Genomic DNA, 23,217 nt, shown 5'->3' on the forward strand with positions numbered 1-23,217 from the left:
GCATGTCCGGAAGGGGCCGGGAAGGAGCGTCAGTTGGCCTTGACGACCACGGACGAGCAGACCTTGTCCGCGAACGTCTGCTTCTTCTCGTCCCACAGCGGCCACAGCCAGCCGATGTAGCAGGCGAGGCTGTCCAGGAAGTGGGCCAGGCGGCGGACGAAGGCCATGCCGAAGCCGAGCGGACGGCCGTCGGCCTCGCGCAGCAGGCGGATACCCACGGCCTTCTTGCCGATCGTCTGGCCGGTGGTGCCCTCCTGGTACAGCTGCCAGATGGCCACGGCGATGAGGCCGAGGAAGCCGATGACGGCGAGGATCGCGCCGAAGGACTCGCCGACCGCGCCACCGATGATGACGAGGATGTACGGGACCATCATGACGAGCCCGTCGACGATCAGGCCGCCGAAGCGCAGACCCCAGTGGGCCAGCTCCGGCATGCCGCCGCCGTAACCGGGCTGCTGGCCGCCGTAACCCTGCTGCTGCGGGTAGGCCCCGTACGGCTGGCCGGGCTGCTGCTGCGGGTAGCCGTAGCCCTGCTGCGGGACGCCCTGCGGAGCCTGCTGCGGATAGCCGTAACCGGGCTGTCCCTGCGGCGGGCCCTGGGGAGGCTGGCCGGGCTGCTGCCCGTACGGGTTGTTCGGGTCGCCGAAGCTCATAAGGGTGTTCCTTCAACAGACGTGTGGGGACGAGATGGCCACACGGAGGAAGGACATCGATCAGCGGCCCGCCCCCCGTACAACCGCGGCCTTCATCGTTATGAGCGGGACCCTTGTTTGTCCAGTCCGGGGCCCGGGACGTTGTGCAAGTGCAATGTCCCGCACGGGCGTGGCACCGGCAATTGGTATGCGGGCGGGGTCATCCGCGAGGATGGGACCATGACTGCCCAGATTCTCGATGGCAAGGCCACCGCTGCCGCGATCAAATCCGATCTGACCGTCCGTGTGGCGGCCCTCAAGGCCCAGGGGATCACTCCCGGCCTCGGAACCCTGCTCGTCGGGGACGACCCGGGCAGCCGGTGGTACGTCAACGGCAAGCACCGCGACTGCGCCCAGGTCGGCATCGGTTCCATCCAGCGCGAACTCCCCGACACCGCCACCCAGGAGGAGATCGAGGACGTCGTCCGGGAGCTGAACGCCAACCCGGAGTGCACCGGCTACATCGTCCAGCTGCCGCTGCCCAAGGGCATCGACACCAACCGGGTCCTGGAGCTGATGGACCCGGCGAAGGACGCCGACGGGCTGCACCCGATGAGCCTCGGCCGCCTCGTCCTCAACGAGACCGGCCCGCTGCCCTGCACCCCCCAGGGCGTCGTCCAGCTGCTCCGCGCACACGGTGTCGAGATCAACGGGGCGCACGTCGTGGTCGTCGGACGCGGCGTCACCATCGGCCGGTCGATCCCGCTGCTGCTGACCCGCAAGTCGGAGAACGCCACGGTGACCCAGTGCCACACCGGCACCCGGGACCTCTCCTCGCACCTGCGCCAGGCCGACATCATCGTCGCCGCCGCCGGGGTGCAGCACCTCATCAAGCCCGAGGACGTGAAGCCGGGCGCGGCCGTGCTCGACGTCGGCGTCAGCCGGGACGCGGACGGCAAGATCGTCGGCGATGTGCACCCGGGGGTCCGCGAGGTGGCCGCCTGGGTCGCCCCGAACCCCGGGGGCGTCGGCCCGATGACCCGCGCGCAGCTGCTGGTCAACGTGGTCGAGGCGGCCGAGCGGGCCGCCGCCGAGGCCGCCGACGCCGCCGCCGCGGGCTGACGGCCGGATCCGGAGGGAGCCCCCATGGGTGCTGGTAGGAGTCCGGCCGACCCCGCCCCGGCGGGCCGGGTGACGGACGAGCCGGAGGAGCCGGACCGGGCCGAGGCCGACGGGCGCAGCGGTCGCGGCGAGGGCGCTTCCGACGCGGGCGCGGGCCGCGCGGCAGCCGACGGGCCTTCCGGCACGGGCGCTTCCGGTGAGGCCGACGGGCAGCGCGGTCGCCAGGAGGGTGCCTCTGGCGATGCCGCCGACGGGCAGGGCGGTGCGGGCGCATCCGGCGGCTCCGCCGGGCAGAGCGACGCCCCGTCGGCCGATGAGTCCGCGCCGGCCGACGGGCCCGAGCCGACCGGTCGGCCTCGCCGGTCGCGGCGGTTCCCCCGGTTCACCCGGGACACCGCCCGGCCCGAGGGCGGCGGCCGGGCGGCGTCCGGTGACGCACCCGCCCCGGCCCGGCAGTGGCCGCTGCTCACCGTGCTCTGCGCGGCGGGCCTCGGCCTGCTGATCGTGGTCCTGGACCCGTTCGACCAGGCGTTCCGCATCGGCACCATCCTGATCGGCGGCGCGCTGATCACCGGTGCCGTGCTGCGCTGGGTGGTGCCCTCGGTCGGGATGCTGGCGGTACGGTCCCGCTTCACCGACCTCGTCACGTACGGGGTGATGGGCACGCTGATCGTGCTGCTCGCCCTGGTCGCCCAGCCCGAGCCGTGGCTCGACGTCCCGATCCTGGAGGACGCGGTCCGCTTCACGATCCGCTAGGCCCTGTCGTCGAACTGGCGCTGGGCCGTGCCCGGCGGATCAGGCCCGCGGTGTCCGTCCCCACCCCCGAGGGGGGACGGACACCACGGCGGAACGGGGCCTACCGGTAAGAAGCCCCGGTATGCGGCGAGATGGGCTGCCTTGCCCCGTCCCGACTCCAGCGTCATGGACATGAAAGACGGGAACAAGCGTTCACTGTGGCCTGTGGCACGGAAGTGACCATTCCGGCACGGTGTGATCGCCGCGCAACGATGGCAGACTGGCACGGCACACCGAGCGGCACGGAGCAGGCAGAGCAGTGGCCGGGCAAGGACCGGCGCAGTGTTCGAGGCGCGTGAAGATGCGTACCCCGTCCCGAATGCTCCCGTGCGCCCCCTCGTCAGGAACTGACACCCTGGATTCGCGCATCCTCGTGGGTAGTCCGGTGGACGGTCCGGAACGGGCCGACGGCGGACGGACCGGGGGATGCGCGGGCCGGAGGACCGGTCGCAGCGGGGCACAGCAAGCACGTCCGGGGGACATGAGGGGGGAAGGGAAAACGCCATGCCTCGTTGGAAGGCACTGCCCGAAGAGCTCGACCCGCAGATCAGGGAGTTCGCCAGCCAGTTGCGCCGGCTCGTCGACCGCAGCGGACTGAACATCAACGCCGTGGCCGACCGCACGGGTTACAGCAAGACGTCCTGGGAGAGGTATCTCAACGGACGGCTGCTCGCCCCGCGCGGGGCCGTCGTGGCGCTCGCCGAGGTGACGGGCACCCCGCAGCACCACCTCACGACCATGTGGGAGCTGGCGGAGCGGGCCTGGAGCCGGGCCGAGATGCGCCATGACATGACGATGGAGGCCATCCGCATCACGCAGGCCCGCGCCGCGCTCGGTGAGCTCGGCACGGCGGCCCCCGGCGCCCCGGCGGGCGGCCGGTCCGGCCGGTCCGCCGGCGGCGGCCGGCACGGCGCGTCCGGTTCCGGAGCACGGGTTCCCACCGCCGCGGGCCCGGCCGGTACGGACGCCCCGCCCCGCGACGCCCACGGCAAGGGCCCGTACGGCGGCGGCGCCTACGAGCCCGGCGACGACGACACGCGCCGGCTCATCCTCCCCACCCAGCGCGGCACCGCACCGGCCCCCGCCCGCCACCCGGACCGGCCGTACGACGGCGTGCCGAACCAGGGCGCGCGGCGACCGGAGCGGAACGCGCCGGGGAACGCCGACGGCGCCTCCGGCTCCGGCCGGAAGGCCGGCGGCACCGGACCGGGCAACGCCCCCGGAGGCCGCCGGAAGGGCCTCATGCTCGCCGTCGGAGCCGTCGGCGCGCTGATCGTCGTGGTCGGCGCGGTGCTGCTGGCACCGGGCGGCGACGAAGCGGCCAAGGCGACCCCGCCCCCGTCGGCGACCCCCACCACGGGGGCGACCGAGCTGCCCCTGGGCGTCGAGTGCAGCGGTGCGGACTGCGCCGGGCAGGACCCCGAGGCGATGGGCTGCGGCGGCGAGTTCGCCCGTACGGTGGCCAGCGCCGTGGTCGGCGGCAGCAAGGTCGAGGTCCGCTACAGCAAGGTCTGCTCCGCCGCCTGGGCCCGCCTCACCGAGGCGGCGATCGGCGACACCGTGCAGATCACCGGGGGTGCCGACCCCCAGAACGGCGAGGTCATGGGGGACACCGACGCGTACACCCCGATGGTCGCGGTGAAGAAGGCGTCCGACGCCGAGGCCTGCGCCACGCTCACCTCGGGCACGAAGGGCTGCACCGGGCCGGGCGAGTGACACCGGTGCGGCGGGGGGCGGGCGGTCCGGTCCGGCCGGGTCCGATAGCCTGACCGCTGGAAATCTCTTCACGTCAAGATTGGTCGTCAGGCCAGGCCGGGCGGAAGAGGTGTCCAGCACCAGGGTCCGGCACCAGGGGCCGGGACCCCCACCGCCAGCTGTCTAAACGGAGACCGCCATGACCCGCACTCCCGTGAATGTCACCGTGACCGGCGCAGCCGGCCAGATCGGCTACGCGCTGCTCTTCCGCATCGCCTCCGGCCACCTGCTCGGCCCGGACGTGCCGGTCAACCTGCGCCTCCTGGAGATCCCGCAGGGCCTCAAGGCCGCCGAGGGCACCGCCATGGAGCTCGACGACTGCGCCTTCCCGCTGCTCCGCGGTATCGAGATCACCGACGACCCCGACGTCGGCTTCGCCGGTGCGAACGTCGCCCTGCTCGTCGGCGCCCGCCCGCGCACCAAGGGCATGGAGCGCGGCGACCTGCTCGCCGCCAACGGCGGCATCTTCAAGCCGCAGGGCAAGGCCATCAACGACCACGCCGCGGACGACATCAAGGTTCTCGTCGTCGGCAACCCGGCCAACACCAACGCGCTCATCGCGCAGGCCGCCGCCCCGGACGTACCGGCCGAGCGCTTCACCGCGATGACCCGCCTGGACCACAACCGCGCGATCTCGCAGCTGGCCGCCAAGACCGGCGCCGCCGTCTCCGACATCAAGAAGCTGACGATCTGGGGCAACCACTCGGCCACCCAGTACCCGGACATCTTCCACGCGGAGATCGCCGGCAAGAACGCGGCCGAGGTCGTCAACGACGAGGTGTGGCTGGCCGACACCTTCATCCCGACCGTCGCCAAGCGCGGCGCCGCGATCATCGAGGCCCGTGGCGCGTCCTCCGCCGCCTCGGCCGCCAACGCGGCCATCGACCACGTGCACACCTGGGTCAACGGCACCGCCGAGGGCGACTGGACCTCGATGGGCATCCCGTCGGACGGCTCCTACGGCGTCCCCGAGGGCATCATCTCCTCCTTCCCGGTCACCACGAAGGACGGCAAGTACGAGATCGTCCAGGGCCTGGACATCAACGAGTTCTCCCGTGCGCGCATCGACGCGTCGGTCAAGGAGCTCACCGAGGAGCGCGACGCGGTCCGCGAACTCGGCCTCATCTGAGCCGCAGCCGCACCCGCGGATACGTCGAGCGCCCTCGGCAGCAGCTGCTGCCGAGGGCGCTCGCGCGTGGTCAGCTCTTGAAGTCGCCCGGCGTGTAGTGGCCGGGGGCCAGCCGGCCGGTGACGCCGAAGCGGTTCCAGGCGTTGATCACGGTGATCGCCGCGATCAGCTGGGCCAGCTCGGTCTCCTCGAAGTGCTGGGACACCTCCGCGTACACCTCGTCCGGGACGAAGCCGTCGGTGAGCACGGTGACCGCCTCGGTCAGCGCGAGCGCCGCCAACTCCTTCCCGGTGTAGAAGTGCCGCGACTCCCGCCAGGCGCTGAGCTGGATGATCCGCTCGGCGGACTCGCCCGCCGCGAGCGCGTCCTTGCTGTGCATGTCCAGGCAGAACGCGCACTGGTTGAGCTGCGAGGCGCGGATCTTCACCAGCTCGACCAGGACGGGGTCCAGGCCCTGGCGGGCGGCGATGTCGAGCCGGACCATCGCCTTGTAGACGTCCGGGAGCAGCTGGGAGACGGAGATCCGCTGCGGCTCCTCGGGGGCGAGGCCGGCGGGGGTGTGGTGGTGGCTGTGCGAGGTGGTCATGGAGACGACGCTACGGCCCCGGTGGCCCCCCGGTATGGTCCATTGGCATGACGGATTCCTGGGCCACTTTCGGCGCGGACCTGCATCTGGAGCCGGTCGGCCAGGGGCTGCGCAGCGGGTTGATGGAGGCGCTGCGCGAGGCGGTGCGCACCGGCCGCCTCGCCCCCGGCACCCGGCTGCCGTCCTCCCGGGCGCTCGCCGCCGATCTGGGCGTCGCCCGCAACACGGTCGCCGACGCCTACGCCGAACTGGTCGCCGAGGGCTGGCTCACCGCCCGCCAGGGCTCCGGGACCCGGGTCGCCCAGCGGTCCGCGCCGCGCCGCACGGACCCGGCGGCGGCCCCCGCCCGGCCGGTCCGGTCCGGGGCCGGGTACGACCTGAAGCCCGGCACGCCCGATCTGTCCGGCTTCCCGCGCACCGCCTGGCTCAGGGCCGCCCGCAAGGCGCTCACCGCCGCGCCCGACGAGGTCTTCGGCTACGGCGACCCGCAGGGCCGCGTCGAACTGCGCACCGTGCTGGCCGAGTACCTGGCGCGGGCCCGCGGCGTGTACGCCGACCCGGAGCGCATCGTCATCTGCGCCGGCTTCGCCCACGGGCTCGCGCTGCTGGGCCGGGTGCTGCGCCGCCGCCGGGTCCGGGAGGTCGCCGTCGAGTCGTACGGCCTCGACCTCCATACGGACCTCCTCACCGACGCCGGACTGCGCATCCCGTGCCTGCCGCTGGACGAGCGCGGCTCCCGCACCGGCGACCTGGCCGCGCTGCGCGGAGCCGGGGCGGTCCTGCTGACCCCGGCACACCAGTTCCCCACCGGCGTACCGCTGCACCCGGACCGGCGGGCCGCCGCCGTCGACTGGGCCCGGTCCACCGGCGGGCTGATCCTGGAGGACGACTACGACGGGGAGTTCCGGTACGACCGGCAGCCGGTGGGCGCGCTCCAGGGCCTCGACCCGGAACGGGTGGTCCATCTCGGCACCGCCAGCAAGTCGCTGGCCCCGGGGCTCCGCCTGGGCTGGATGGTGCTGCCCCGGCACCTGGTCGGCGAGGTGATGGCGGCGAAGGGCATGGCCGACCGGGTCTCCGGCTCGCCCGACCAGCTGACCCTCGCGGAGTTCATCGCCTCGGGGGCGTACGACCGGCATGTGCGCTCCATGCGGCTGCGCTACCGCCGCCGCCGCGACCAGCTCGTCGCGGCGCTCGCGGACCGCGCGCCGGGCATCGAGGTCAGCGGGATCGCGGCCGGGCTGCACGCGGTCCTCGAACTCCCCGCGGGCGCCGAGCGCTCCGTGATCCAGGCTGCCGCCTTCCAGGGCCTGGCGCTGGAGGGCCTGTCCCGCTACCGCCACCCGGACGCCCCGGCCACCCGCGACGCCCTGGTGATCGGCTACGGCTCGCCCTCCGAGAGCGCCTGGGCGGGCGCGCTGGACGCCCTGTGCCGGGTGCTGCCGTAAGCCTCCTGTCCGCTTCCTTCGAGAACCCAGGTTTCGGACCGGCCGTACGTCGAACTAGTCTGACAAGAGGTCCGGTTGCGCGTGACGCGAACGAGAAGCCGGATCCGATCGCGTATCACGGGGGAGAGACCGAACATGGCCGGACGAAGGCTGAGGTCGAGCACGGTCGTGCTCGGCGGCATGGGGCTGCTCGCCCTGACGATCACGTCCTGCGGCTCGGAGCCGGACAAGCGCTGCGCCGACCGCACGACCCAGAAGACCCTGCCCAGCTCCGAATGCCGCAGTGGCGGCAGCGGTTCGTACTACTACGGCGGTGGCAAGGGCAGCGACGGCAAGGTGCAGGGCGGCAGCTTCGACAAGTCCGCCGTCGACCGCGGCGGTTTCGGCTGCTCGAAGTCCGGCGGGGGCTGAGCGACGATGGAGCGCCGCACGATCGAGCCGCGCCCCGGCTGGCAGGAGACCGTCGAGGCGCAGGGCGTCGTCTACCCGCTCACCCGCTACCCCGACGACTCGCTCCGCCCGTACTGGGACGAGAGTGCCTACTACGTCTTCTCGCTGCCCGAGGTCGAGGCGCTGGAGGAGGTCGTCGAGGAACTGCACACGATGAGCCTGGCCGCCGCCGCGCACATCGTCGACCACGACCGGTTCGCCGAACTCGGCATCACCGACCCGCGGCTGGCCGGACTCGTCGCCGAGTCCTGGCGCCGCCGTGCCGAACTGCCTTCCGTGTACGGGCGGTTCGACCTGCGCTACGACGGGAGCGGCCCGGCGAAGCTGCTGGAGTACAACGCCGACACTCCGACCTCGCTGGTGGAGGCGGCGAGCGCGCAGTGGTTCTGGATGGAGGACCGGTTCCCCGGGGCGGACCAGTGGAACTCCCTGCACGAGCGGCTGGTCGACGCCTGGAAGCGGCAGGCACCCCTGCTGCCGCCGGGCCCGCTGCACTTCGTCCACTCCGACGGCGACGAGATCGGCGAGGACCTGATGACGGTCGCGTATCTGCGCGAGACCGCCGACCAGGCCGGCCTGGAGACGCACGCGCTGTCCGTCGAGGAGATCGGCTGGGACCGGCTGTCGGGCCGGTTCGTCGACGACCGGCTGCGCTTCATCCGCAGCTGTTTCAAGCTCTACCCCTGGGAGTGGCTGGCCACGGACCGCTTCGGCCCGCAGGTCCTGGACACCCTCGACAACGGGGGCGGCTCCGGCACCACCTGCTGGATCGAGCCCGCCTGGAAGATGCTGCTCTCCAACAAGGCGCTGCTGGCGATCCTCTGGGAGCTGTATCCCGGCCACCCGAACCTGCTGCCCGCCTACCTCGACGGCCCGCGCGAGCTGGCCGGGCCCGACGGGGCGGGGTACGTCTCCAAGCCGCTGCTGGGCCGCGAGGGCGCCGGGGTCGATCTCCACGGCCCCGGCTCCCCGCCCGTCCCGCGCGACGAGCCGTGCTGCTACCAGGAGCTGGCCCCGCTGCCCGAGATCGACGGCAACCGGGTGGTGCTCGGCGCGTGGACCGTCGAGGACGAGGCGGCGGGGCTCGGCATCCGGGAGTCGGCGGGGCCGGTCACGGACGAGTACGCCCGCTTCCTGCCCCACGTCCTCCTCTGAGAGCCGCGTCCTACCCGGCGCTCAGCACCGCACGGAGCCGGTCCAGGCCCCAGTCCAGGTCCTCCTTGGAGATCACCAGCGGCGGGGCGATCCGGATCGTCGAGCCGTGGGTGTCCTTCACCAGCACCCCCTGCTCCATCAGCTTCTCGGAGATCTCCCGGCCGGTGCCGAGCGCCGGAGCGATGTCCACCCCCGCCCACAGCCCCCGGCCGCGCACCGCCTCCACCGCGCCGCCGCCCGTCAACAGGCCCAGCTCCCGGTGCAGATGGTCGCCCAGCTCGGCCGCCCGCTGCTGGTACTCGCCGGTCCGCAGCATCGCGACCACCTCCAGCGCCACCGCGCACGCCAGCGGGTTCCCGCCGAAGGTGGAACCGTGCTCGCCGGGCCGGAACACCCCCAGCACGTCCGCCGACGAGACCACCGCGGAGACCGGCACCACCCCGCCGCCCAGCGCCTTGCCGAGCACGTACATGTCCGGCACCACACCCTCGTGGTCCAGCGCGAACGTCTTCCCGGTCCGGCCCAGGCCCGACTGGATCTCGTCCGCGATGAACAGCACGTTCCGCTCGCGGGTCAGCTCGCGCACGCCGGGGAGATAGCCGGCCGGCGGCACCAGCACCCCCGCCTCGCCCTGGATCGGCTCGATCAGCACCGCCACGGTGTTCTCGGTCATCGCCTCCCGCATCGCGGTGAGATCCCCGTACGGGACGATCTCGAAGCCCGGGGTGTACGGGCCGAAGTCGGCCCGCGCCTCCGGGTCGGTCGAGAAGCTGACGATCGTCGTCGTGCGGCCGTGGAAGTTGTCCGAGGCCACGATGATCTTGGCCATGCCGTCCGGCACGCCCTTGACCCGGTAGCCCCACTTGCGGGCGGTCTTCACCGCGGTCTCCACGGCCTCCGCCCCGGTGTTCATCGGCAGCACCGTCTCCATGCCGCACAGCGCCGCCAGCTCCGTACAGAAGTCGGCGAACCGGTCGTGGTAGAAGGCCCTGGACGTCAGCGTGACGCGTTCCAGCTGGGCCTTGGCCGCGTCGATGAGCCGGCGGTTGCCATGGCCGAAATTGAGCGCCGAATACCCGGCGAGCATGTCGAGGTAGCGGCGGCCCTCGACATCGGTCATCCAGGCGCCCTCGGCCGAGGCCACGACGACCGGCAGCGGATGGTAGTTGTGCGCGCTGTGCGCCTCGGCGGAGGCGATGGCGGTTTCCGTGGTCGACACGGGGTCTCCGTTCGTCGTGCGGCTGGGCGGCGGGTGGTGCCCACTTTGTATCGTCGGCCGGGACCCGCGCCGGGAAACCTTCATCCGGCGGCGCGCCCGCCGTCGCACGCCGGGCGCGCCGGAATGTGGGGTTCGTCTCAGCCGTGCGCTCCCGTGCTCCGGGACCGTGCGGTGACGCGCCCTTCCCGCCCCGCACCGGCTGCCGGAGATGCCCCGGGCACCTGAGACAATGGGGCCATGGCCTCTGATCGCCCTTCGCTCCCCACTGACCAGCCGCAGACGGGCCGCACCGGTGCGGCCGCCCGTCCGCGCGTGCTCTCCGGGATCCAGCCCACCGCAGGCTCGTTCCACCTAGGCAACTACCTGGGCGCGGTGCGCCAGTGGGTGGCGCTGCAGGAGAGTCATGACGCCTTCTACATGGTCGTGGACCTGCACGCGATCACGATCCCGCAGGACCCGGCCGAGCTGCGGGCCAACACCCGGCTCGCGGTGGCGCAGCTGCTGGCGGCCGGTCTGGACCCGGAGCGGTGCACGCTCTTCGTCCAGAGCCATGTGCCCGAGCACGCCCAGCTCGGCTGGGTGATGAACTGCCTCACCGGCTTCGGCGAGGCCTCCCGGATGACGCAGTTCAAGGACAAGTCCGCCAAGCAGGGCGCCGACCGGGCCACCGTCGGCCTCTTCACCTACCCGGTGCTCCAGGTCGCCGACATCCTGCTCTACCAGGCGAACCAGGTCCCGGTGGGCGAGGACCAGCGCCAGCACATCGAGCTGACGCGCGATCTCGCCGAGCGGTTCAACGGCCGGTACGGACAGACGTTCACCGTCCCCGCGCCGTACATCCTCAAGGAGACGGCGAAGATCTTCGACCTCCAGGACCCGGCGGTCAAGATGAGCAAGTCGGCCTCCACGCCGAAGGGCCTCATCAACCTGCTCGACGATCCGAAGGCCACCGCCAAGAAGGTGAAGAGCGCCGTCACCGACACCGACACGGTCATCCGCTACGACGCCGAGAAGAAGCCGGGCGTCAGCAATCTGCTCTCGATCCTCTCCACCCTCTCCGGCAGCCCCGTGGAGGATCTGGAACGCAGTTACGAGGGCAAGGGCTACGGCGCGCTGAAGACCGACCTGGCCGAAGCCATGGTGGAATTCGTCACTCCCTTCCGGGCCCGCACCCAGGAATACCTGGACGACCCGGAGACGCTGGACTCCATCCTGGCCAAGGGAGCGGAGAAGGCCAGGGCGGTCGCCGCGGAGACGCTGGCACAGACGTACGACCGGATGGGCTTCCTGCCCGCGAAGCACTGAGTCCAAGGGCCCTGGCGAGATCATGGCCGCAGGGGTCACACTTGCGGCGGAACGCGCGGGCCGGACACCCGGCCCGCGCGGCATGACCGAAAACCGACCATCGACGACGGAGGAGAACGACGTGGGGACCGTAACGCTCGGCGTTTCGATCGCGGTCCCGGAGCCCTACGGCAGCCTGCTCCAGGAACGCCGCGCGAGCTTCGGGGACCCTGCCGCCTACGGCATTCCCACCCACGTCACCCTGCTCCCGCCGACGGAGGCGGACGCGGCGGACCTGCCCGCGATCGAGGCGCATCTCGACACGATCGCCACGGCCGGCCGGCCGTTCCCGATGCGGCTGTCGGGCACCGGCACCTTCCGCCCGCTCTCGCCGGTCGTCTTCGTCCAGGTCGTCGCGGGCGCCTCGGCCTGCTCCTGGCTCCAGAAGCGGGTCCGGGACGCCTCCGGGCCCCTGGTCCGCGAGCTCCAGTTCCCGTACCACCCGCACGTCACCGTGGCCCACGGCATCTCCGAGGAGGCCATGGACCGGGCCTACGAGGATCTCGCCGACTACGAGGCCGCCTGGACCTGCGGTTCCTTCGCCCTGTACGAGCAGGGGCCGGACGCGGTCTGGCGCAAGCTCCGCGACTTCCCCTTCGGCGGAGGCGGCGGCGTGCCCGCCGTCCCCGCCCAGGGCGGCTACACCATCGAAGCGTCGTCGTCGGCCCCGTCGCTGCGGCCCTGAGAGCACCCTGCCCCGGCCCGACAGGCCGGACCGGCAGCCTCAGAGCGGCAGCCGCCGGAACAGCGGGCGCGGCATGTGCCGCAGCGCCGCCATCACCACCCGCAGCGAACCGGGCACCCACACGGTCTCCGAACGCCGCCGCAGCCCCGTGACGATCGCCGCCGCGACCTCCTCGGGCCCGGTCGCGAGCGGCTGCTCCGGCAGCCCCGCCGTGGCCCGGGTCCGGACGAACCCCGGCCGGACCACCATCACCTGCACCCCGGTCCCCTGGAGCGCGTCGCCGAGCCCCTGGGCGAAGGCGTCGAGCCCCGCCTTGCTGGAGCCGTAGATGAAGTCCGCGCGCCGGGCGCGCTCCCCGGCCACCGAGGACAGCACCACCAGCGAACCGTGCCCCTGCGCCTGCAGTGCGCCGGCGCACACCAGCCCGGCGGAGACCGCCCCCGTGTAGTTGGTCTGGGCGACCCGGACCGCGGCCATCGGCTCCTCCTCGTCCCGCGCCTGATCGCCGAGGACCCCGAACGCCATCAGCACCACGTCGATGTCGCCCTCCGCGAAGACCTTGCCGAGGGTGGCCTCGTGGGAGGCGGAGTCCAGCGCGTCGAAGTCGACGGTGTGCACGTCGGCCCCGCGCCCGCGCAGTTCGGCGGCGGCCGCGTCCAGGGCGGGGGAGGGGCGCCCGGCCAGCCAGACGCGGCGGGTGCGCAGGGCGATCAGCCGACGCGCGGTGGCCAGGGCGATCTCGGAGGTCCCGCCGAGGACGAGCAGGGACTGCGGGGCGCCGAAGGCATCCTTCACGGAAATCTCCTGGTCAGATGGGGTGGGATTCTTTGAGCGCCGGTCACAGTCCGAGCCGCCGCGACAGGTCCGAGCGGAACGCCCCCGTCGGGTCCAGCCGCGCCCGCAGCTCCCGGAACTCCGCCAGCCGCGGGTACATCGCGGCCGCCGTCTCCGGCCGCATCCGGGAGTCCTTCGCCAGGCAGACCCGGCCCCCGGCGGCGGCCACCTCCTCGTCGACGCCGTCGAGGAAGAGGGCCAGGCCGGGCAGGGCCGCGGGCAGATCCAGCTCCAGGGACCAGCCGGGCGCGGCGAACGACAGCAGACCGGGATCCGCCGCCCCGAACCGCTGGAGGACGGCCCGCACGGCGGGACTCCGGCGCGCCGCGATCCGGCGCACCACCCGGTGCAGGGTCTCCTCCTGGCCGTACCCGACGGTGAACCGGTAGCGCACCAGACCGCCTCGGCCGTAGAGCGGGCGTACGTCCGGGAGGGCGTCCGACGCGTGGAAGAAGGCGGGGACGGGGCGCAGTTCACCGGTCCGCGCGCGGGGCGTGCCGCGGTAGCGGACCTCGTTGCACAGGGCGGCCGCTGGGCCGAGGAGCCCGCCCGGCAGCGGCGGGAGGCCGGGGAGGAGGGATCTCCCCGGCGCTGCTCCGGGGCGCCGGGAGAGCCGAGTGCGCCCCGCGTGCGCCGGGCGCATATCGGGAGTCGCGTGCTCCCCCCGGGTGAGGACCCCGCGCCCGGTCGCCCGGCCCCGGGCCATCAGATCGACCCAGGCCGAGGCGTACGGCAGCCGGTCGCCGCCCGCGGTGAGACGGGCCAGCAGATCGTCCAGGTCCCCGGCGCGCTCGGTGGAGACCGCCATCAGCCCCGTGGTGACGCGCCGGAGGCGGAGCGTGGCGCCCAGGACCACCCCGGTCAGCCCGAGGCCCCCGGCGGTCGCGTCGAAGAGGGTGGTGCCCGGCAGCACCGTACGCACCTCGCCGTCGGCGGTGAGCAGCTCCAGGGCGCTCACGTGCCGGGTGAACGAACCCGCTCGCCGGTGGTCGAGCCCGGGCAGATCGGAGGCGATCGCCCCGCCGACCGTCACCCTGCCGGTCCCCGGCAGGACCGGCGGCAGCCAGCCCAGCGGCAGCAGGACCCGCAGCAGCCGCTCCAGACTCACGCCCGCGTCGCAGCGCACCACGCCGGCGGTGGCGTCCACCCCGCCGATCCTGGCCAGGCCCGACAGATCGAGCACCGAGCCGCCCGCGTTCTGCGCCGCGTCCCCGGGCGACCGCCCGAGCCCGCGCGCGATGACACCCCGGGGCCCGCGCCCCCGGACGACGGCGGCCGCCTCCTCGTCACCACGGGGGCGGAACCGCACGGCGGTCGTCGGGGCGGTGCGGCCCCAGCCGGTCAAGGACACCGTGTCGACGGACATGAGGGTGACCGTATCGTCCTGGAAATCCGGTTTGCGGCATTGGTGAATTCGCTCACCGGAACGGGTGATGGAGTGAGTGTCAGCGCAGGGTGACGGAGCTCCGCCGGGCGCGTCCGGGAGAGTCCGGGGCGGGGCCCCTGGTGTTCCGGGCTCAGGAGGGTACGCGTGACGTCATGGACTGGCTGAAAAAACTCCCGGTGATCGGGCCCCTGGTCGCCCGGCTGATGGAGACGCACGCCTGGCGTTCCTACGAGCGGCTGGACCGGGTCCACTGGGCCAGGCTCGCGGCGGCGATCACCTTCATCAGCTTTCTCGCCCTCTTCCCGCTGATCGCGGTGGGCGCGGCGATCGCCGCGGCGCTGCTGAGCGACAAGCAGCTCGACACCATCAAGGACAAGCTCGCCGACCAGGTGCCCGGCATCTCCGACCAGCTCGGCATCGACGCTCTGGTCGCCAACGCGGGCACGGTCGGCCTGGTGGCCGGTGCGCTGCTGCTCTTCACCGGCGTCGGCTGGATCGGCTCGCTGCGCGAGTGCCTGCGCGCGGTCTGGGAACTGGACGACGTCCAGGAGGCCAATCCCGTCGTCGCCAAGGTGAAGGACGCCGTGCTGCTGGTCGGCCTCGGCGGCGCGGGGCTCGTCACCCTGGCGGTCTCCACCGTCGGTTCGACGGCGGTCGGCTGGACCGCCGACCAGATCGGCATCCCCGAGGACGGGGCCGGCGGCATTCTCCTGCGGGTGGCCGCGCTGGCGGTCGCGGTCGTCGCCGACTTCCTGCTGCTGCTCTACCTGCTGACCCTGCTGCCCGGAGTGGAGCCGCCCCGGCGGCGGCTGGTGGTAGCGGCGCTGATCGGGGCGGTCGGCTTCGAACTGCTCAAGCTGTTGCTCGGCAGCTACATGAGGGACGTGGCGGGCAAGAGCATGTACGGCGCGTTCGGCGTGCCGATCGCCCTGCTCCTGTGGATCAACTTCACCGCGAAGCTGCTGCTGTTCTGCGCCGCGTGGACGGCGACCGGGAGCAAGGAGGAGGAGGGCGTGGGGCAGACGGACGAGCGGGCCGGGGCGGAGAAGGAAGCCGGGGCGGAGCAGAAGGCCGCCGGGGCCGAGGCACCCGGCGGCTCGACCCGGGCCTAGGGGCTTTCGTTTGGATCAGGTCGGGTCAGAGAGCGGGGTCCGGTGCGTGCAGTTGCAAGGCGGAGGATCGAGGCAACGCGGAGCGTTGGTGATTGACGACAACGCCGCAGATGCGCGTGCCGGGGCCCGCGAGCCCGACATGATCCAAACGAGAGGCCCTAAGACTTGTCTGCGGGCTTGCCGGCGGAGCCGGCCGGCTCCGCCGCCTCCGCGGTCCCACCCGCGTCCTTCGTCTCCGGTGCGTCCGCCGTCGGCGCGGTGCGGCCGCCCAGGCCCGGCAGCGGCCAGCGGCGGTTGACCAGGTACACCGCGGCGGCCACGGCCACCAGCAGACCGCCGATGATCGCCAGGGCGACCCCGGCCCCGCCGGAACCCTTCCCCGTGGAGGCGTGCGTGGCCTCCGCCTGGCCCCCCGTGCCCTGGTCGGCGCCGGCGGCGGGCGCCGCACCCTTGCCGCCGGTCGAGGCGCCGGTGTCCACGGACTTCGGCGGAACGAGCTGGCCGACCGGGGTCACCTTGCCGCTGGCGGCGAAGCCCCAGTCGAGCAGGTGGGCGGCCTCCTTGTAGACGGCGTGGCTCTCCTCCGCGGACGGGTTCATCACCGTGACCAGGAGGACCTTGCCGTTGCGCTCGGCGACACCGGTGAAGGTGTTGCCCGCGTGGGTGGTGTAGCCGTTCTTGACGCCTGCGATGCCCTGGTACGGATCCACGCCGATGTCCCCGGTGATCAGCCGGTTGGTGTTCTGGATCTCGAAGGACTCGCGCTTCTTGCCCTTCTTCTTCTCGCCGGGGAAGTCGGCCGAGGCGGTCGCCGCGTACTCGCGGAAGTCCTTCTTCTGCATCCCGCTGCGGGCGATCAGCGTCAGGTCGTACGCGCTGGAGACCTGGCGCGGCGCGTCGTACCCGTCCGGCGAGACCACCACGGTGTCCAGGGCCTGGAGCTCCTCCGCGTGCTTCTGCATCGCGGCCACCGTCTGCGGGACCCCGCCGTACATCTCGGAGAGGACGTGCACCGCGTCGTTGCCCGACCGCAGGAACACCCCGAGCCACAGGTCGTGGACCGTGTAGGTGTGGTCCTCCTTGATCCCGACCAGGCTGCTGCCCTCGCCGACCCCCGCCAGCTCGCTCTCCGACACCTTGTGGGTCTGGGTGGGCTGGAGGGCGGGCAGCACCGTGTCCGCGAAGAGCATCTTCAGGGTGGAGGCCGGGGGCAGCCGCCAGTGCGCGTTGTGCGCCGCCAGGACGTCCCCGCTCTCCGCGTCCGCGACGATCCAGGACCGGCCCGACAGCTTCTTCGGCAGCACCGGCGCCCCCGCACCCAGGTTGACCTGGGTGCCGGCCTTGCCGAGCTGCTCCCCGCCGAGGCTGGACATCGTGCTCGGCGGCTTCGGCTGTTTGTCGTCGCCCTTGTCCTTGTCGGCCGCTACGGCCGGGCTGAGGACGAAACCGGACAACAAGGCGGCGGATGTGACCGTGAGGGCGATCTTTTTCAGAACAGGCACGGTCGGAAACGTACAGGGCGAAGTTGGGGATGAGGACCCGGACCGGCTGACCCGCCGCAGGGAACGCCAGGACGGCCCCGTTCGGAGGCCACCCCGGAGGAAGGGGCCGGGGGACGACGGCGATACTGGACCCATGAAGCTCAGCCGCCGCGTGTCCTGGTTCCTGCTCGCGTTCGGGGTGTGGAGCTGGTTCATCTGGATCACTTTCGTCAAAAATCTATGGCAGGACGGCAGTGGCCTCGCCTTCGACGACGCGGGTGATCCGACCGGCTACTTCTGGGTGCACCTGCTGCTCGCCGTCACGTCCTTTCTTCTGGGGACGGCGGTCGGCGTGATCGGGTTGCGCGGAGTCCGGGCTTTGCGCGACACGCGCGCATGACGACGGGAACATGGGGAAGCTCGGATGGCTGCAGTGGTCTTCGCTCTGGTGGGGCTCGTCGTGCTGGCGCTGCTCGGCGCCGTGCACCGGTACGTGTGGCGGCGCTTCGTCGGTGACACGACGGCGCCCGGCAGCCGGCTGCGCCGGGCGGGCACCGTCGCCGTCTTCGTCCTGCCCCTGCTGAGCGTCGGCGCCATGACGTCCGGCCGGGTGGGCGCCCCCTTCCGGCTCCAGCAGGCGCTCGCCTGGCCGGGCTTCCTGTGGCTGGCCTGCCTGCTCTATCTGACGCTGGCGCTGCTCGTGGGCGAGGTCGTACGCCCGGTGCTCCTGCGCGTCCTCACCCGGCGGGACGCGGCGCGGGCGGAGGCGGAAACCGGAACGGCTTTGGGAACCCTCACGGAGACTTCCACCACCCCCACGGAGGTCCGGGACGAGGCCCGTCCCCGTACCGAGGACCTGGTGACGTCCGGGTCCGCCGGAGCCTCCGCCCCCTCGGAAGCGGTGGCGCGTACGGCATCCGAGGCTCCCGACCCCGTGGCGGAACCGGAAACGGAACCGGCAGCCACCACCCCCGCTCCCGCCCTGGTCCCCCACCCCTCCCGCCGGCTCTTCGTCTCCCGGGTCGTCGGGGGCGCGGCGGCCGCCGCCGGGCTCGCGACCGTCGGGTACGGGGCCTACGGCGTGCTGCGCGGGCCGAGCGTCAAGCGGATCACCGTCCCGCTCGCCAAACTGCCCCGCGCCGCCCACGGCTTCCGGATCGCCGTGGTCAGCGACATCCACATCGGCCCGATCCTGGGCCGCGCCCACACCCGCCGGATCGTCGACACCATCAACGCGACCTCGCCCGACCTGGTCGCCGTCGTCGGCGACCTCGTCGACGGGTCCGTCGCGGACCTCGGCTCCGCCGCCGAACCGCTGGCCGCCCTGCGCGCCCGGCACGGCAGTTACTTCGTCACCGGCAACCACGAGTACTTCTCCGGCGCCGAGCAGTGGGTCGACCACGTCCGCGAACTCGGTCTGGTCCCGCTGGAGAACGCCCGGGTCGAGATCGAGGGCTTCGACCTCGCCGGCGTCAACGACATCGCGGGCGAGACCGAGGGGCAGGGGCCCGACTTCGGCCGCGCGCTGGGCGACCGGGACCGGGGTCGCGCCGCGGTCCTGATGGCGCACCAGCCGGTCGTCATCCACGACGCCGTCGAGCACGGCGTCGACCTGCAACTCTCCGGCCACACCCACGGCGGCCAGCTCTGGCCCGGTAACTACTTGGCCGAGCTGGCCAATCCCACCGTCGCCGGCCTCGAACGCTACGGCGACACCCAGCTGTTCGTCTCGCGCGGCGCGGGCGCCTGGGGCCCGCCCGTCCGGGTGGGCGCCCCGTCCGACATCACGGTCGTGGAGCTGGCCTCCCGTCAGGCGTAGGCGTTGCGGGTGCGACGGTCCGGAACCCTCCGGTCCGTCATCATGAAATCCACACCGGTGCGTCACCGTCAGCTACGGAAACCCGCAGGTCGAAGGCAGGAAACAGCCTTTTCGGACAGGGCTCCCCGCCCGTGTCCAATAAAAGGCTGTGAGTGCCCCATTTACTCTTCCAGATGTGAAAATCGTGTGATTGGGTAAGCGCGAACATGCGGCGATGTGCGCGTCACAAACGCGACCGCCGAGGTGGGGCTGGTAAGGGAGAGCACGGCAATGCGGTCGGTCCGGGTACGGATTCTCGCGATTCTCGCGGTATTGGTCATAGCGGGCGTCGGTGCCTGGCAACTGCTCCCGTCGGGGGAGGCGAAGACCGACGCGATCACGGTCGGGACGTCGGACGTCGTCACCTCGCTCGACCCGGCCGGCGCCTACGACGCGGGTTCCTGGGCGATCTACAGCAACATCTACCAGTCGCTGATGACCTTCAAGCCCAACGCCGTCACACCGGAACCGGACGCCGCCGAGAGCTGCGGGTTCGTCGGGCAGAAGCTCCAGACGTACCAGTGCAAGCTCCGTGACGACCTGACCTTCTCCAACGGCCGCAAGATCACCGCCGAGGACGTCAAGTACTCCTTCGACCGGATCTTCCGGATCAAGTCGGACGTCGGCCCCGCGGGTCTCTTCCCGACGCTCAAGACGGTGACGACCGAGGGCCGCACCATCACCTTCAACCTGTCCGGCAGGGACGCGACCTTCCCGCAGAAGATCGCCACCGGCGCGGGTGCGATCGTCGACCCCACCAAGTACGCCGGGGACAAGCTCCGTCCGGGCAACCAGGTCGACGGTTCCGGCCCGTACGTCCTCAAGTCGTACGAGCCCGGGAAGAGTGCCGAGCTGGTGCCGAACCTGAAGTACCGGGGCGCGCTCAAGAAGACCGGCGAAGCGGTCGACATCCGCTACTTCAAGACCTCCGAGGAACTCCAGACCTCCTGGGACAACGACGAGGTGGACATCGCCCACCGCCAGCTGCCGGCCGAGACGCTCGCCGACCTCAACGTCAACGACCCGGACGTGCGGGTGACCGAGGCGGCCAGCGCCGAGATCCGCAACATCATCTTCAACTCCCGGGAGGGCTCGCCGTTCGGGCAGAAGAAGGTCCGCCAGGCCGTCGCCGCCCTCCTCGACCGGGGCCCGCTGGTCCGGAAGGTCTACCAGGGCACCGTCGACCCGCTGTACTCGCTGATCCCCACCGGCTACATCGGGCACAGCACCCCCTTCTTCGACGCCTACCCCTCCTCCGACCCGGCGCGCGCCAAGCAGCTGCTGGAGCAGGCCGGAGTGGAGACGCCCGTCGCCATCGACTTCGCCTACCGCGAGGGCGACATGTACACCAAGGAGACCGCCGAGCTCCACCGTCAGCTGGAGAAGGACGGGCTGTTCAAGGTGTCGGTGCAGGCCGTGGAGTGGACGAAGTACCAGAAGGAGTACGCGGCCGGGAAGTACGACATGTACACCGTCGGCTGGTTCCCCGACTTCCCGGACCCCGACACCTTCAGCCAGCCGCTCGTCGGCACCGGCAACGTCCTGCACAGCGGCTACTCCAGCAAGAAGATGGACCAGCTGATCGCCGCCACGCAGCAGTTCAGCGACCGCAGCCGCACGTCGAACGACTTCAAGGAGATGCAGGCGCTCGTCGGCGAGGACGTCCCGCTGCTGCCGCTGTGGCAGAAGAAGGACTACGTCGTCGCCAAGTCCGAGGTCGCCGGCTCCCAGTACCTCTCCGACGGCACCGGCACCTGGCGGCTGTGGGAACTGGCCTGGATCTGACGGGTCCGCCCCGGCCGACGGCCGGAGGCACCGTTTCAGTCCGACGGCCGGGGCCCCGCCCCGGCCGTCGCCGTACCCGGCAGGAACTCCACCAGCAGGCCGTGGATCTGCCGCACCAGCGGGCGCAGCACCCGGAACCGGGAGAGCGCGATGGCCCGGGCGGCGATCGGCGCGGTGCGCTCGACGAGCCGGCGGCTGCGCTCGGCCCCCTCGCTGCGGTCGTACACCCAGAAGAGCACCAGACCCATCTGCATCAGCCACATCAACTGCGGCAGCAGCGGGGCCAGTTCCGGGTCGCTCTTGACGTCCGCTCCGGCGATGCAGCGCTCGTGGATGGAGATCGCCGCGTCGCGGGCGGCCGCCGAGTCCTCCGAGAACGGGGAGAGCGGGCTGTCCGGGTCGGCCGCGTTCTTGAAGAACTGGGCGGCGAAGCGGTGGTACGGCTCCGCCACGTCCAGCCAGCCCAGCAGTACGCCCCTGATCCGTACGGTCAGATCCCGGTCGCCCTCCAGCACCGGCCGGACCGCCGTCGCGTGCTCGTCGGCGATCCGGTCGTAGAAGCCCTGGACCAGGTGCTCCTTCGAGGAGAAGTAGTAGTAGGCGTTCCCGACCGAGACGCCCGCCTCCTGGGCGATGGCCCGCATGGTCGTCCGGTCGTAGCCCCGCTCCGCGAAGAGCCGGAGCGCCGTTTCGAGGATCAGCGTGCGGGTCTGCTCGCTCTTCGCGGCCTTGGCCGGCCTCTTCTCCTGCACGTTCTTCTCTTCCTTCACCACGGGCCCAAGGCTATCGGGGACCCCACGCGCCGCCGGGCGGGGCGGCGCACTCACGCGCCCCGGGGGCGCAGGGCGGGAGGGCCGTCGAACGGTAGCGGGCGGCGGCCAGCACGGTGCCCCGTGCGAAGGGCCGCCCGGCCGGGGTGGTCAGCCAGTGGGCGCGGGCGCGGTACTTGGCGAGCGCCCACAGGCAGACGATCCAGGCGGCCGTCTCCCGGTAGACCTGCCCCAGATCGCCGACCACGGTGATCTCCTGGAGCGTCGCCGCGTGGTCCAGCTCCGGGAACCGCCGCCGCGCCTCCGCCGATCCGGCCGGGACGAGATCCAGCGGCACGAGCTGCGCCTGCCGCTGGAGCCAGCCCCGCAGGTGGACGCAGAGCGGGCACCGCGCGTCGTAGAGCACGGTGAGCCGCCGTACGGGACCGGGCCAGGGGGCCGGGCTCACCGGCCGGCCGCGGGGGCGGTCCACGGGCCCTGGGCCGCCGGCGGAGTCCAGCCCTGCGGCGGGACCGGCGGGGTCTGCTCGCGCTCCAGGGCGCTGCGGCGGCGGATGCGGCTGAGCACCCACACATTGCCCAGGTGCATCACGCCGAGCACCAGGAGGACGACGCCGACCTTCACCGAGAGGGCCTCGAACAACTCGCGGGCGTCGGCCACCCCGTCGGCGTTCTTCAGATACAGCGTGACGAACCCGAGGTTGACCAGATAGAAGCCGACCACGAGCAGGTGGTTCACGGCGTCGGCCAGCTTCTCGTTCCCGTGCAGCACGTCGGCGAGGAAGATCCGCCCGTTGCGGCTGAGCGTGCGGGCGACCCAGACGGTGAGCGCCACGCTGATCAGCAGGTAGATGACGTACGCGACAACAGTGAGGTCCATGCCCCACCCTCCCTTGAACGCGTTCAAAACTGCTCTTGGGCATGACTGTAGCCCCCTTCTTGAACATGTTCAAGAAGGGGGCCAGGGGGGTGGGTCCGTCAGGGGATGGGCAGCGGGCCCTTGGCTCAGATGCTCATGGAACGGGCCTGGTTGAGCTGGCCCATGATCGCGGGGAAGGTGTGCGGGCCCATCGCCGGGATCATCGTGGAGTGGTGCCGGCCGCCACTGGTCACCGTGACCTGGACGAAGCCGGTGGTCCGCTTCTCCTTCATCAGCAGGAACAGCAGCCCGATCAGGCAGAACAGTGCGAAGATGATCGCCAGCACGACCGCGTGCGCCGGGATCTTCTCCTCCGTACGCGACATGTCCGTGGCCGTCCACACCGCGCCCTTGAGCGGCATCGACCCGGACGGGGTGACGATCGCGTCGTTCATCACGGTGATGTCGCCGATCGACAGCACCGGCACCCCGCCCTGGCCCGGCACGCCCTGCGGTACCGGGAGGTACTGGCCGGGCATCGTCGGCTGACCGTGCTGGGGGTACCCGTAACCGGGCCCCGGCTGGGTCGCGGACTCCGGCAGCGGCTGCGGATAGCCGTACGCGGGGGCGCCGCCCGGGTTCGGATAGCCGTACGCCTGGCCGTCCGCGACGGTGGGCTGGTGGCCCGGCTGCTGGGGCGGGCCCCACTTGTAGGCGTCGTCCGCGTACGGATTCGGCTCGCTCACGACGATCCCCGTTCCTTCTCGGTCTTCAGCTCCGCTGAACCGTACCGCCCGCGCGGGCCCGGCGCA

23 protein-coding genes are annotated in these 23,217 nt (G+C 72.1%); 13 read left to right on the plus strand and 10 right to left on the minus strand.

Translation table 11 applies throughout. The annotated features are described in order from the left end of the window. Positions 1–29 precede the first annotated feature (29 nt). On the minus strand, positions 30–653 hold the full coding sequence (locus RNL97_RS20590; RefSeq protein ID WP_030577795.1) for an RDD family protein: 624 nt from the start codon (positions 651–653) through the stop codon (positions 30–32). Positions 654–872: 219 nt separating this feature from the next. On the opposite strand from RNL97_RS20590, the gene RNL97_RS20595 reads away from it, so the two are divergent. The 4 genes from RNL97_RS20595 (at position 873) to RNL97_RS20610 (ending at position 5,433) form a co-directional block, all read left to right on the plus strand. After that, the gene (locus RNL97_RS20595) at positions 873–1,754 is read left to right on the plus strand and encodes a bifunctional methylenetetrahydrofolate dehydrogenase/methenyltetrahydrofolate cyclohydrolase (RefSeq protein WP_010058645.1); all 882 of its coding nucleotides are present in this window, start codon (positions 873–875) and stop codon (positions 1,752–1,754) included. A gap of 24 nt (positions 1,755–1,778) precedes the next feature. Further along, positions 1,779–2,510: a DUF3017 domain-containing protein gene (locus RNL97_RS20600; protein ID WP_030577793.1), complete on the plus strand. Its 732-nt coding sequence runs from the start codon at positions 1,779–1,781 to the stop codon at positions 2,508–2,510. Between the two features lie 543 nt (positions 2,511–3,053). After that, on the plus strand, positions 3,054–4,265 hold the full coding sequence (locus tag RNL97_RS20605) for a helix-turn-helix domain-containing protein (RefSeq protein WP_030577789.1): 1,212 nt from the start codon (positions 3,054–3,056) through the stop codon (positions 4,263–4,265). Positions 4,266–4,443: 178 nt separating this feature from the next. Further along, entirely contained in the window at positions 4,444–5,433 is a 990-nt protein-coding gene (locus RNL97_RS20610; RefSeq protein ID WP_030577786.1) for a malate dehydrogenase, read from the plus strand. Positions 5,434–5,503: 70 nt separating this feature from the next. On the opposite strand, the gene RNL97_RS20615 is transcribed toward RNL97_RS20610, so the two are convergent. After that, positions 5,504–6,019, minus strand: a complete 516-nt coding sequence (locus RNL97_RS20615) for a carboxymuconolactone decarboxylase family protein (protein WP_030577784.1) — start codon at positions 6,017–6,019, stop codon at positions 5,504–5,506. Between the two features lie 47 nt (positions 6,020–6,066). On the opposite strand from RNL97_RS20615, the gene pdxR reads away from it, so the two are divergent. The 3 genes from pdxR (at position 6,067) to RNL97_RS20630 (ending at position 9,072) form a co-directional block, all read left to right on the plus strand. Then, positions 6,067–7,467 carry a MocR-like pyridoxine biosynthesis transcription factor PdxR gene (gene pdxR, locus RNL97_RS20620; RefSeq protein WP_030577780.1) on the plus strand — a complete coding sequence of 467 codons (1,401 nt, stop codon included), beginning with the start codon at positions 6,067–6,069 and terminating at the stop codon, positions 7,465–7,467. A gap of 135 nt (positions 7,468–7,602) precedes the next feature. Next, positions 7,603–7,878, plus strand: coding sequence for a hypothetical protein (locus tag RNL97_RS20625; RefSeq protein WP_030577777.1), 276 nt, complete (start codon positions 7,603–7,605; stop codon positions 7,876–7,878). A gap of 6 nt (positions 7,879–7,884) precedes the next feature. Next, positions 7,885–9,072 carry a glutathionylspermidine synthase family protein gene (locus RNL97_RS20630; protein WP_313751032.1) on the plus strand — a complete coding sequence of 396 codons (1,188 nt, stop codon included), beginning with the start codon at positions 7,885–7,887 and terminating at the stop codon, positions 9,070–9,072. 10 nt (positions 9,073–9,082) lie between these two features. Here RNL97_RS20630 and rocD read toward each other — a convergent pair whose 3' ends face one another. Further along, positions 9,083–10,291: an ornithine--oxo-acid transaminase gene (gene rocD, locus RNL97_RS20635; protein ID WP_030577772.1), complete on the minus strand. Its 1,209-nt coding sequence runs from the start codon at positions 10,289–10,291 to the stop codon at positions 9,083–9,085. A 312-nt stretch (positions 10,292–10,603) separates the two neighbouring features. Between rocD and trpS the strand changes: the two genes are divergently transcribed. Together trpS and RNL97_RS20645 are read left to right on the plus strand one after the other, a co-directional pair. Beyond that, on the plus strand, positions 10,604–11,596 hold the full coding sequence (gene trpS / locus RNL97_RS20640) for a tryptophan--tRNA ligase (protein WP_030577768.1): 993 nt from the start codon (positions 10,604–10,606) through the stop codon (positions 11,594–11,596). Positions 11,597–11,717: 121 nt separating this feature from the next. Next, entirely contained in the window at positions 11,718–12,320 is a 603-nt protein-coding gene (locus RNL97_RS20645; RefSeq protein WP_030577765.1) for a 2'-5' RNA ligase family protein, read from the plus strand. Positions 12,321–12,359: 39 nt separating this feature from the next. Here the strand turns inward: RNL97_RS20645 and RNL97_RS20650 are convergent, their stop codons facing one another. Continuing rightward, entirely contained in the window at positions 12,360–13,115 is a 756-nt protein-coding gene (locus tag RNL97_RS20650) for a decaprenylphospho-beta-D-erythro-pentofuranosid-2-ulose 2-reductase (protein WP_030577762.1), read from the minus strand. 43 nt (positions 13,116–13,158) lie between these two features. Further along, positions 13,159–14,520 carry an FAD-binding oxidoreductase gene (locus tag RNL97_RS20655; RefSeq protein WP_243314877.1) on the minus strand — a complete coding sequence of 454 codons (1,362 nt, stop codon included), beginning with the start codon at positions 14,518–14,520 and terminating at the stop codon, positions 13,159–13,161. Positions 14,521–14,693: 173 nt separating this feature from the next. Here RNL97_RS20655 and RNL97_RS20660 point away from each other — a divergent pair, with 173 nt between their 5' ends. Then, the gene (locus RNL97_RS20660) at positions 14,694–15,653 is read left to right on the plus strand and encodes a YihY/virulence factor BrkB family protein (RefSeq protein ID WP_030577758.1); all 960 of its coding nucleotides are present in this window, start codon (positions 14,694–14,696) and stop codon (positions 15,651–15,653) included. Positions 15,654–15,811: 158 nt separating this feature from the next. Here the strand turns inward: RNL97_RS20660 and RNL97_RS20665 are convergent, their stop codons facing one another. Beyond that, entirely contained in the window at positions 15,812–17,155 is a 1,344-nt protein-coding gene (locus tag RNL97_RS20665; protein WP_030575904.1) for a D-alanyl-D-alanine carboxypeptidase family protein, read from the minus strand. A gap of 133 nt (positions 17,156–17,288) precedes the next feature. Here RNL97_RS20665 and RNL97_RS20670 point away from each other — a divergent pair, with 133 nt between their 5' ends. The 3 genes from RNL97_RS20670 to RNL97_RS20680 all read left to right on the plus strand — a co-directional run bounded on the left by RNL97_RS20670 (position 17,289) and on the right by RNL97_RS20680 (position 20,777). After that, a complete protein-coding gene (locus tag RNL97_RS20670; RefSeq protein WP_030575907.1) occupies positions 17,289–17,534 on the plus strand; it encodes an SCO4848 family membrane protein in 246 nt (81 codons plus the stop codon). 33 nt (positions 17,535–17,567) lie between these two features. Further along, entirely contained in the window at positions 17,568–18,953 is a 1,386-nt protein-coding gene (locus RNL97_RS20675; protein WP_243316386.1) for a metallophosphoesterase, read from the plus strand. 270 nt (positions 18,954–19,223) lie between these two features. Beyond that, the gene (locus RNL97_RS20680; protein ID WP_030575914.1) at positions 19,224–20,777 is read left to right on the plus strand and encodes an ABC transporter substrate-binding protein; all 1,554 of its coding nucleotides are present in this window, start codon (positions 19,224–19,226) and stop codon (positions 20,775–20,777) included. A 35-nt stretch (positions 20,778–20,812) separates the two neighbouring features. Here RNL97_RS20680 and RNL97_RS20685 read toward each other — a convergent pair whose 3' ends face one another. The 4 genes from RNL97_RS20685 to RNL97_RS20700 form a co-directional block, all read right to left on the minus strand. Next, positions 20,813–21,550 (minus strand): TetR/AcrR family transcriptional regulator, encoded by a 738-nt coding sequence (locus tag RNL97_RS20685; RefSeq protein WP_030575916.1) that lies wholly within the window; start codon positions 21,548–21,550, stop codon positions 20,813–20,815. A gap of 10 nt (positions 21,551–21,560) precedes the next feature. Continuing rightward, positions 21,561–21,995 carry a thiol-disulfide oxidoreductase DCC family protein gene (locus RNL97_RS20690; RefSeq protein WP_030575919.1) on the minus strand — a complete coding sequence of 145 codons (435 nt, stop codon included), beginning with the start codon at positions 21,993–21,995 and terminating at the stop codon, positions 21,561–21,563. Next, complete coding sequence (locus tag RNL97_RS20695) at positions 21,992–22,426, minus strand: hypothetical protein (RefSeq protein ID WP_010058617.1); 435 nt, start codon at positions 22,424–22,426, stop codon at positions 21,992–21,994. The genes RNL97_RS20690 and RNL97_RS20695 overlap by 4 nt, the downstream gene beginning before the upstream one ends. 125 nt (positions 22,427–22,551) lie before the next feature. After that, on the minus strand, positions 22,552–23,151 hold the full coding sequence (locus tag RNL97_RS20700) for a hypothetical protein (RefSeq protein ID WP_030575922.1): 600 nt from the start codon (positions 23,149–23,151) through the stop codon (positions 22,552–22,554). Positions 23,152–23,217 lie beyond the last annotated feature (66 nt).

The organism is Streptomyces parvus (genome assembly GCF_032121415.1).
In the GTDB taxonomy this organism is placed as follows: Bacteria; Actinomycetota; Actinomycetes; order Streptomycetales; family Streptomycetaceae; genus Streptomyces; species Streptomyces globisporus_A.

Bases quoted from the DNA above. Each gene is read 5' to 3' on its own strand.
- RNL97_RS20625 (WP_030577777.1), top strand. From the start codon at position 7,603: ATGGCCGGACGAAGGCTGAGGTCGAGCACGGTCGTGCTCGGCGGCATG.
- RNL97_RS20600 (WP_030577793.1), top strand. From the start codon at position 1,779: ATGGGTGCTGGTAGGAGTCCGGCCGACCCCGCCCCGGCGGGCCGGGTG.
- RNL97_RS20590 (WP_030577795.1), bottom strand. From the start codon at position 653: ATGAGCTTCGGCGACCCGAACAACCCGTACGGGCAGCAGCCCGGCCAG.
- RNL97_RS20695 (WP_010058617.1), bottom strand. From the start codon at position 22,426: ATGGACCTCACTGTTGTCGCGTACGTCATCTACCTGCTGATCAGCGTG.
- RNL97_RS20605 (WP_030577789.1), top strand. From the start codon at position 3,054: ATGCCTCGTTGGAAGGCACTGCCCGAAGAGCTCGACCCGCAGATCAGG.
- RNL97_RS20615 (WP_030577784.1), bottom strand. From the start codon at position 6,019: ATGACCACCTCGCACAGCCACCACCACACCCCCGCCGGCCTCGCCCCC.
- RNL97_RS20630 (WP_313751032.1), top strand. From the start codon at position 7,885: ATGGAGCGCCGCACGATCGAGCCGCGCCCCGGCTGGCAGGAGACCGTC.
- RNL97_RS20595 (WP_010058645.1), top strand. From the start codon at position 873: ATGACTGCCCAGATTCTCGATGGCAAGGCCACCGCTGCCGCGATCAAA.
- RNL97_RS20680 (WP_030575914.1), top strand. From the start codon at position 19,224: ATGCGGTCGGTCCGGGTACGGATTCTCGCGATTCTCGCGGTATTGGTC.
- RNL97_RS20670 (WP_030575907.1), top strand. From the start codon at position 17,289: ATGAAGCTCAGCCGCCGCGTGTCCTGGTTCCTGCTCGCGTTCGGGGTG.
- RNL97_RS20660 (WP_030577758.1), top strand. From the start codon at position 14,694: ATGGACTGGCTGAAAAAACTCCCGGTGATCGGGCCCCTGGTCGCCCGG.
- RNL97_RS20610 (WP_030577786.1), top strand. From the start codon at position 4,444: ATGACCCGCACTCCCGTGAATGTCACCGTGACCGGCGCAGCCGGCCAG.
- RNL97_RS20655 (WP_243314877.1), bottom strand. From the start codon at position 14,520: ATGTCCGTCGACACGGTGTCCTTGACCGGCTGGGGCCGCACCGCCCCG.
- pdxR (WP_030577780.1), top strand. From the start codon at position 6,067: ATGACGGATTCCTGGGCCACTTTCGGCGCGGACCTGCATCTGGAGCCG.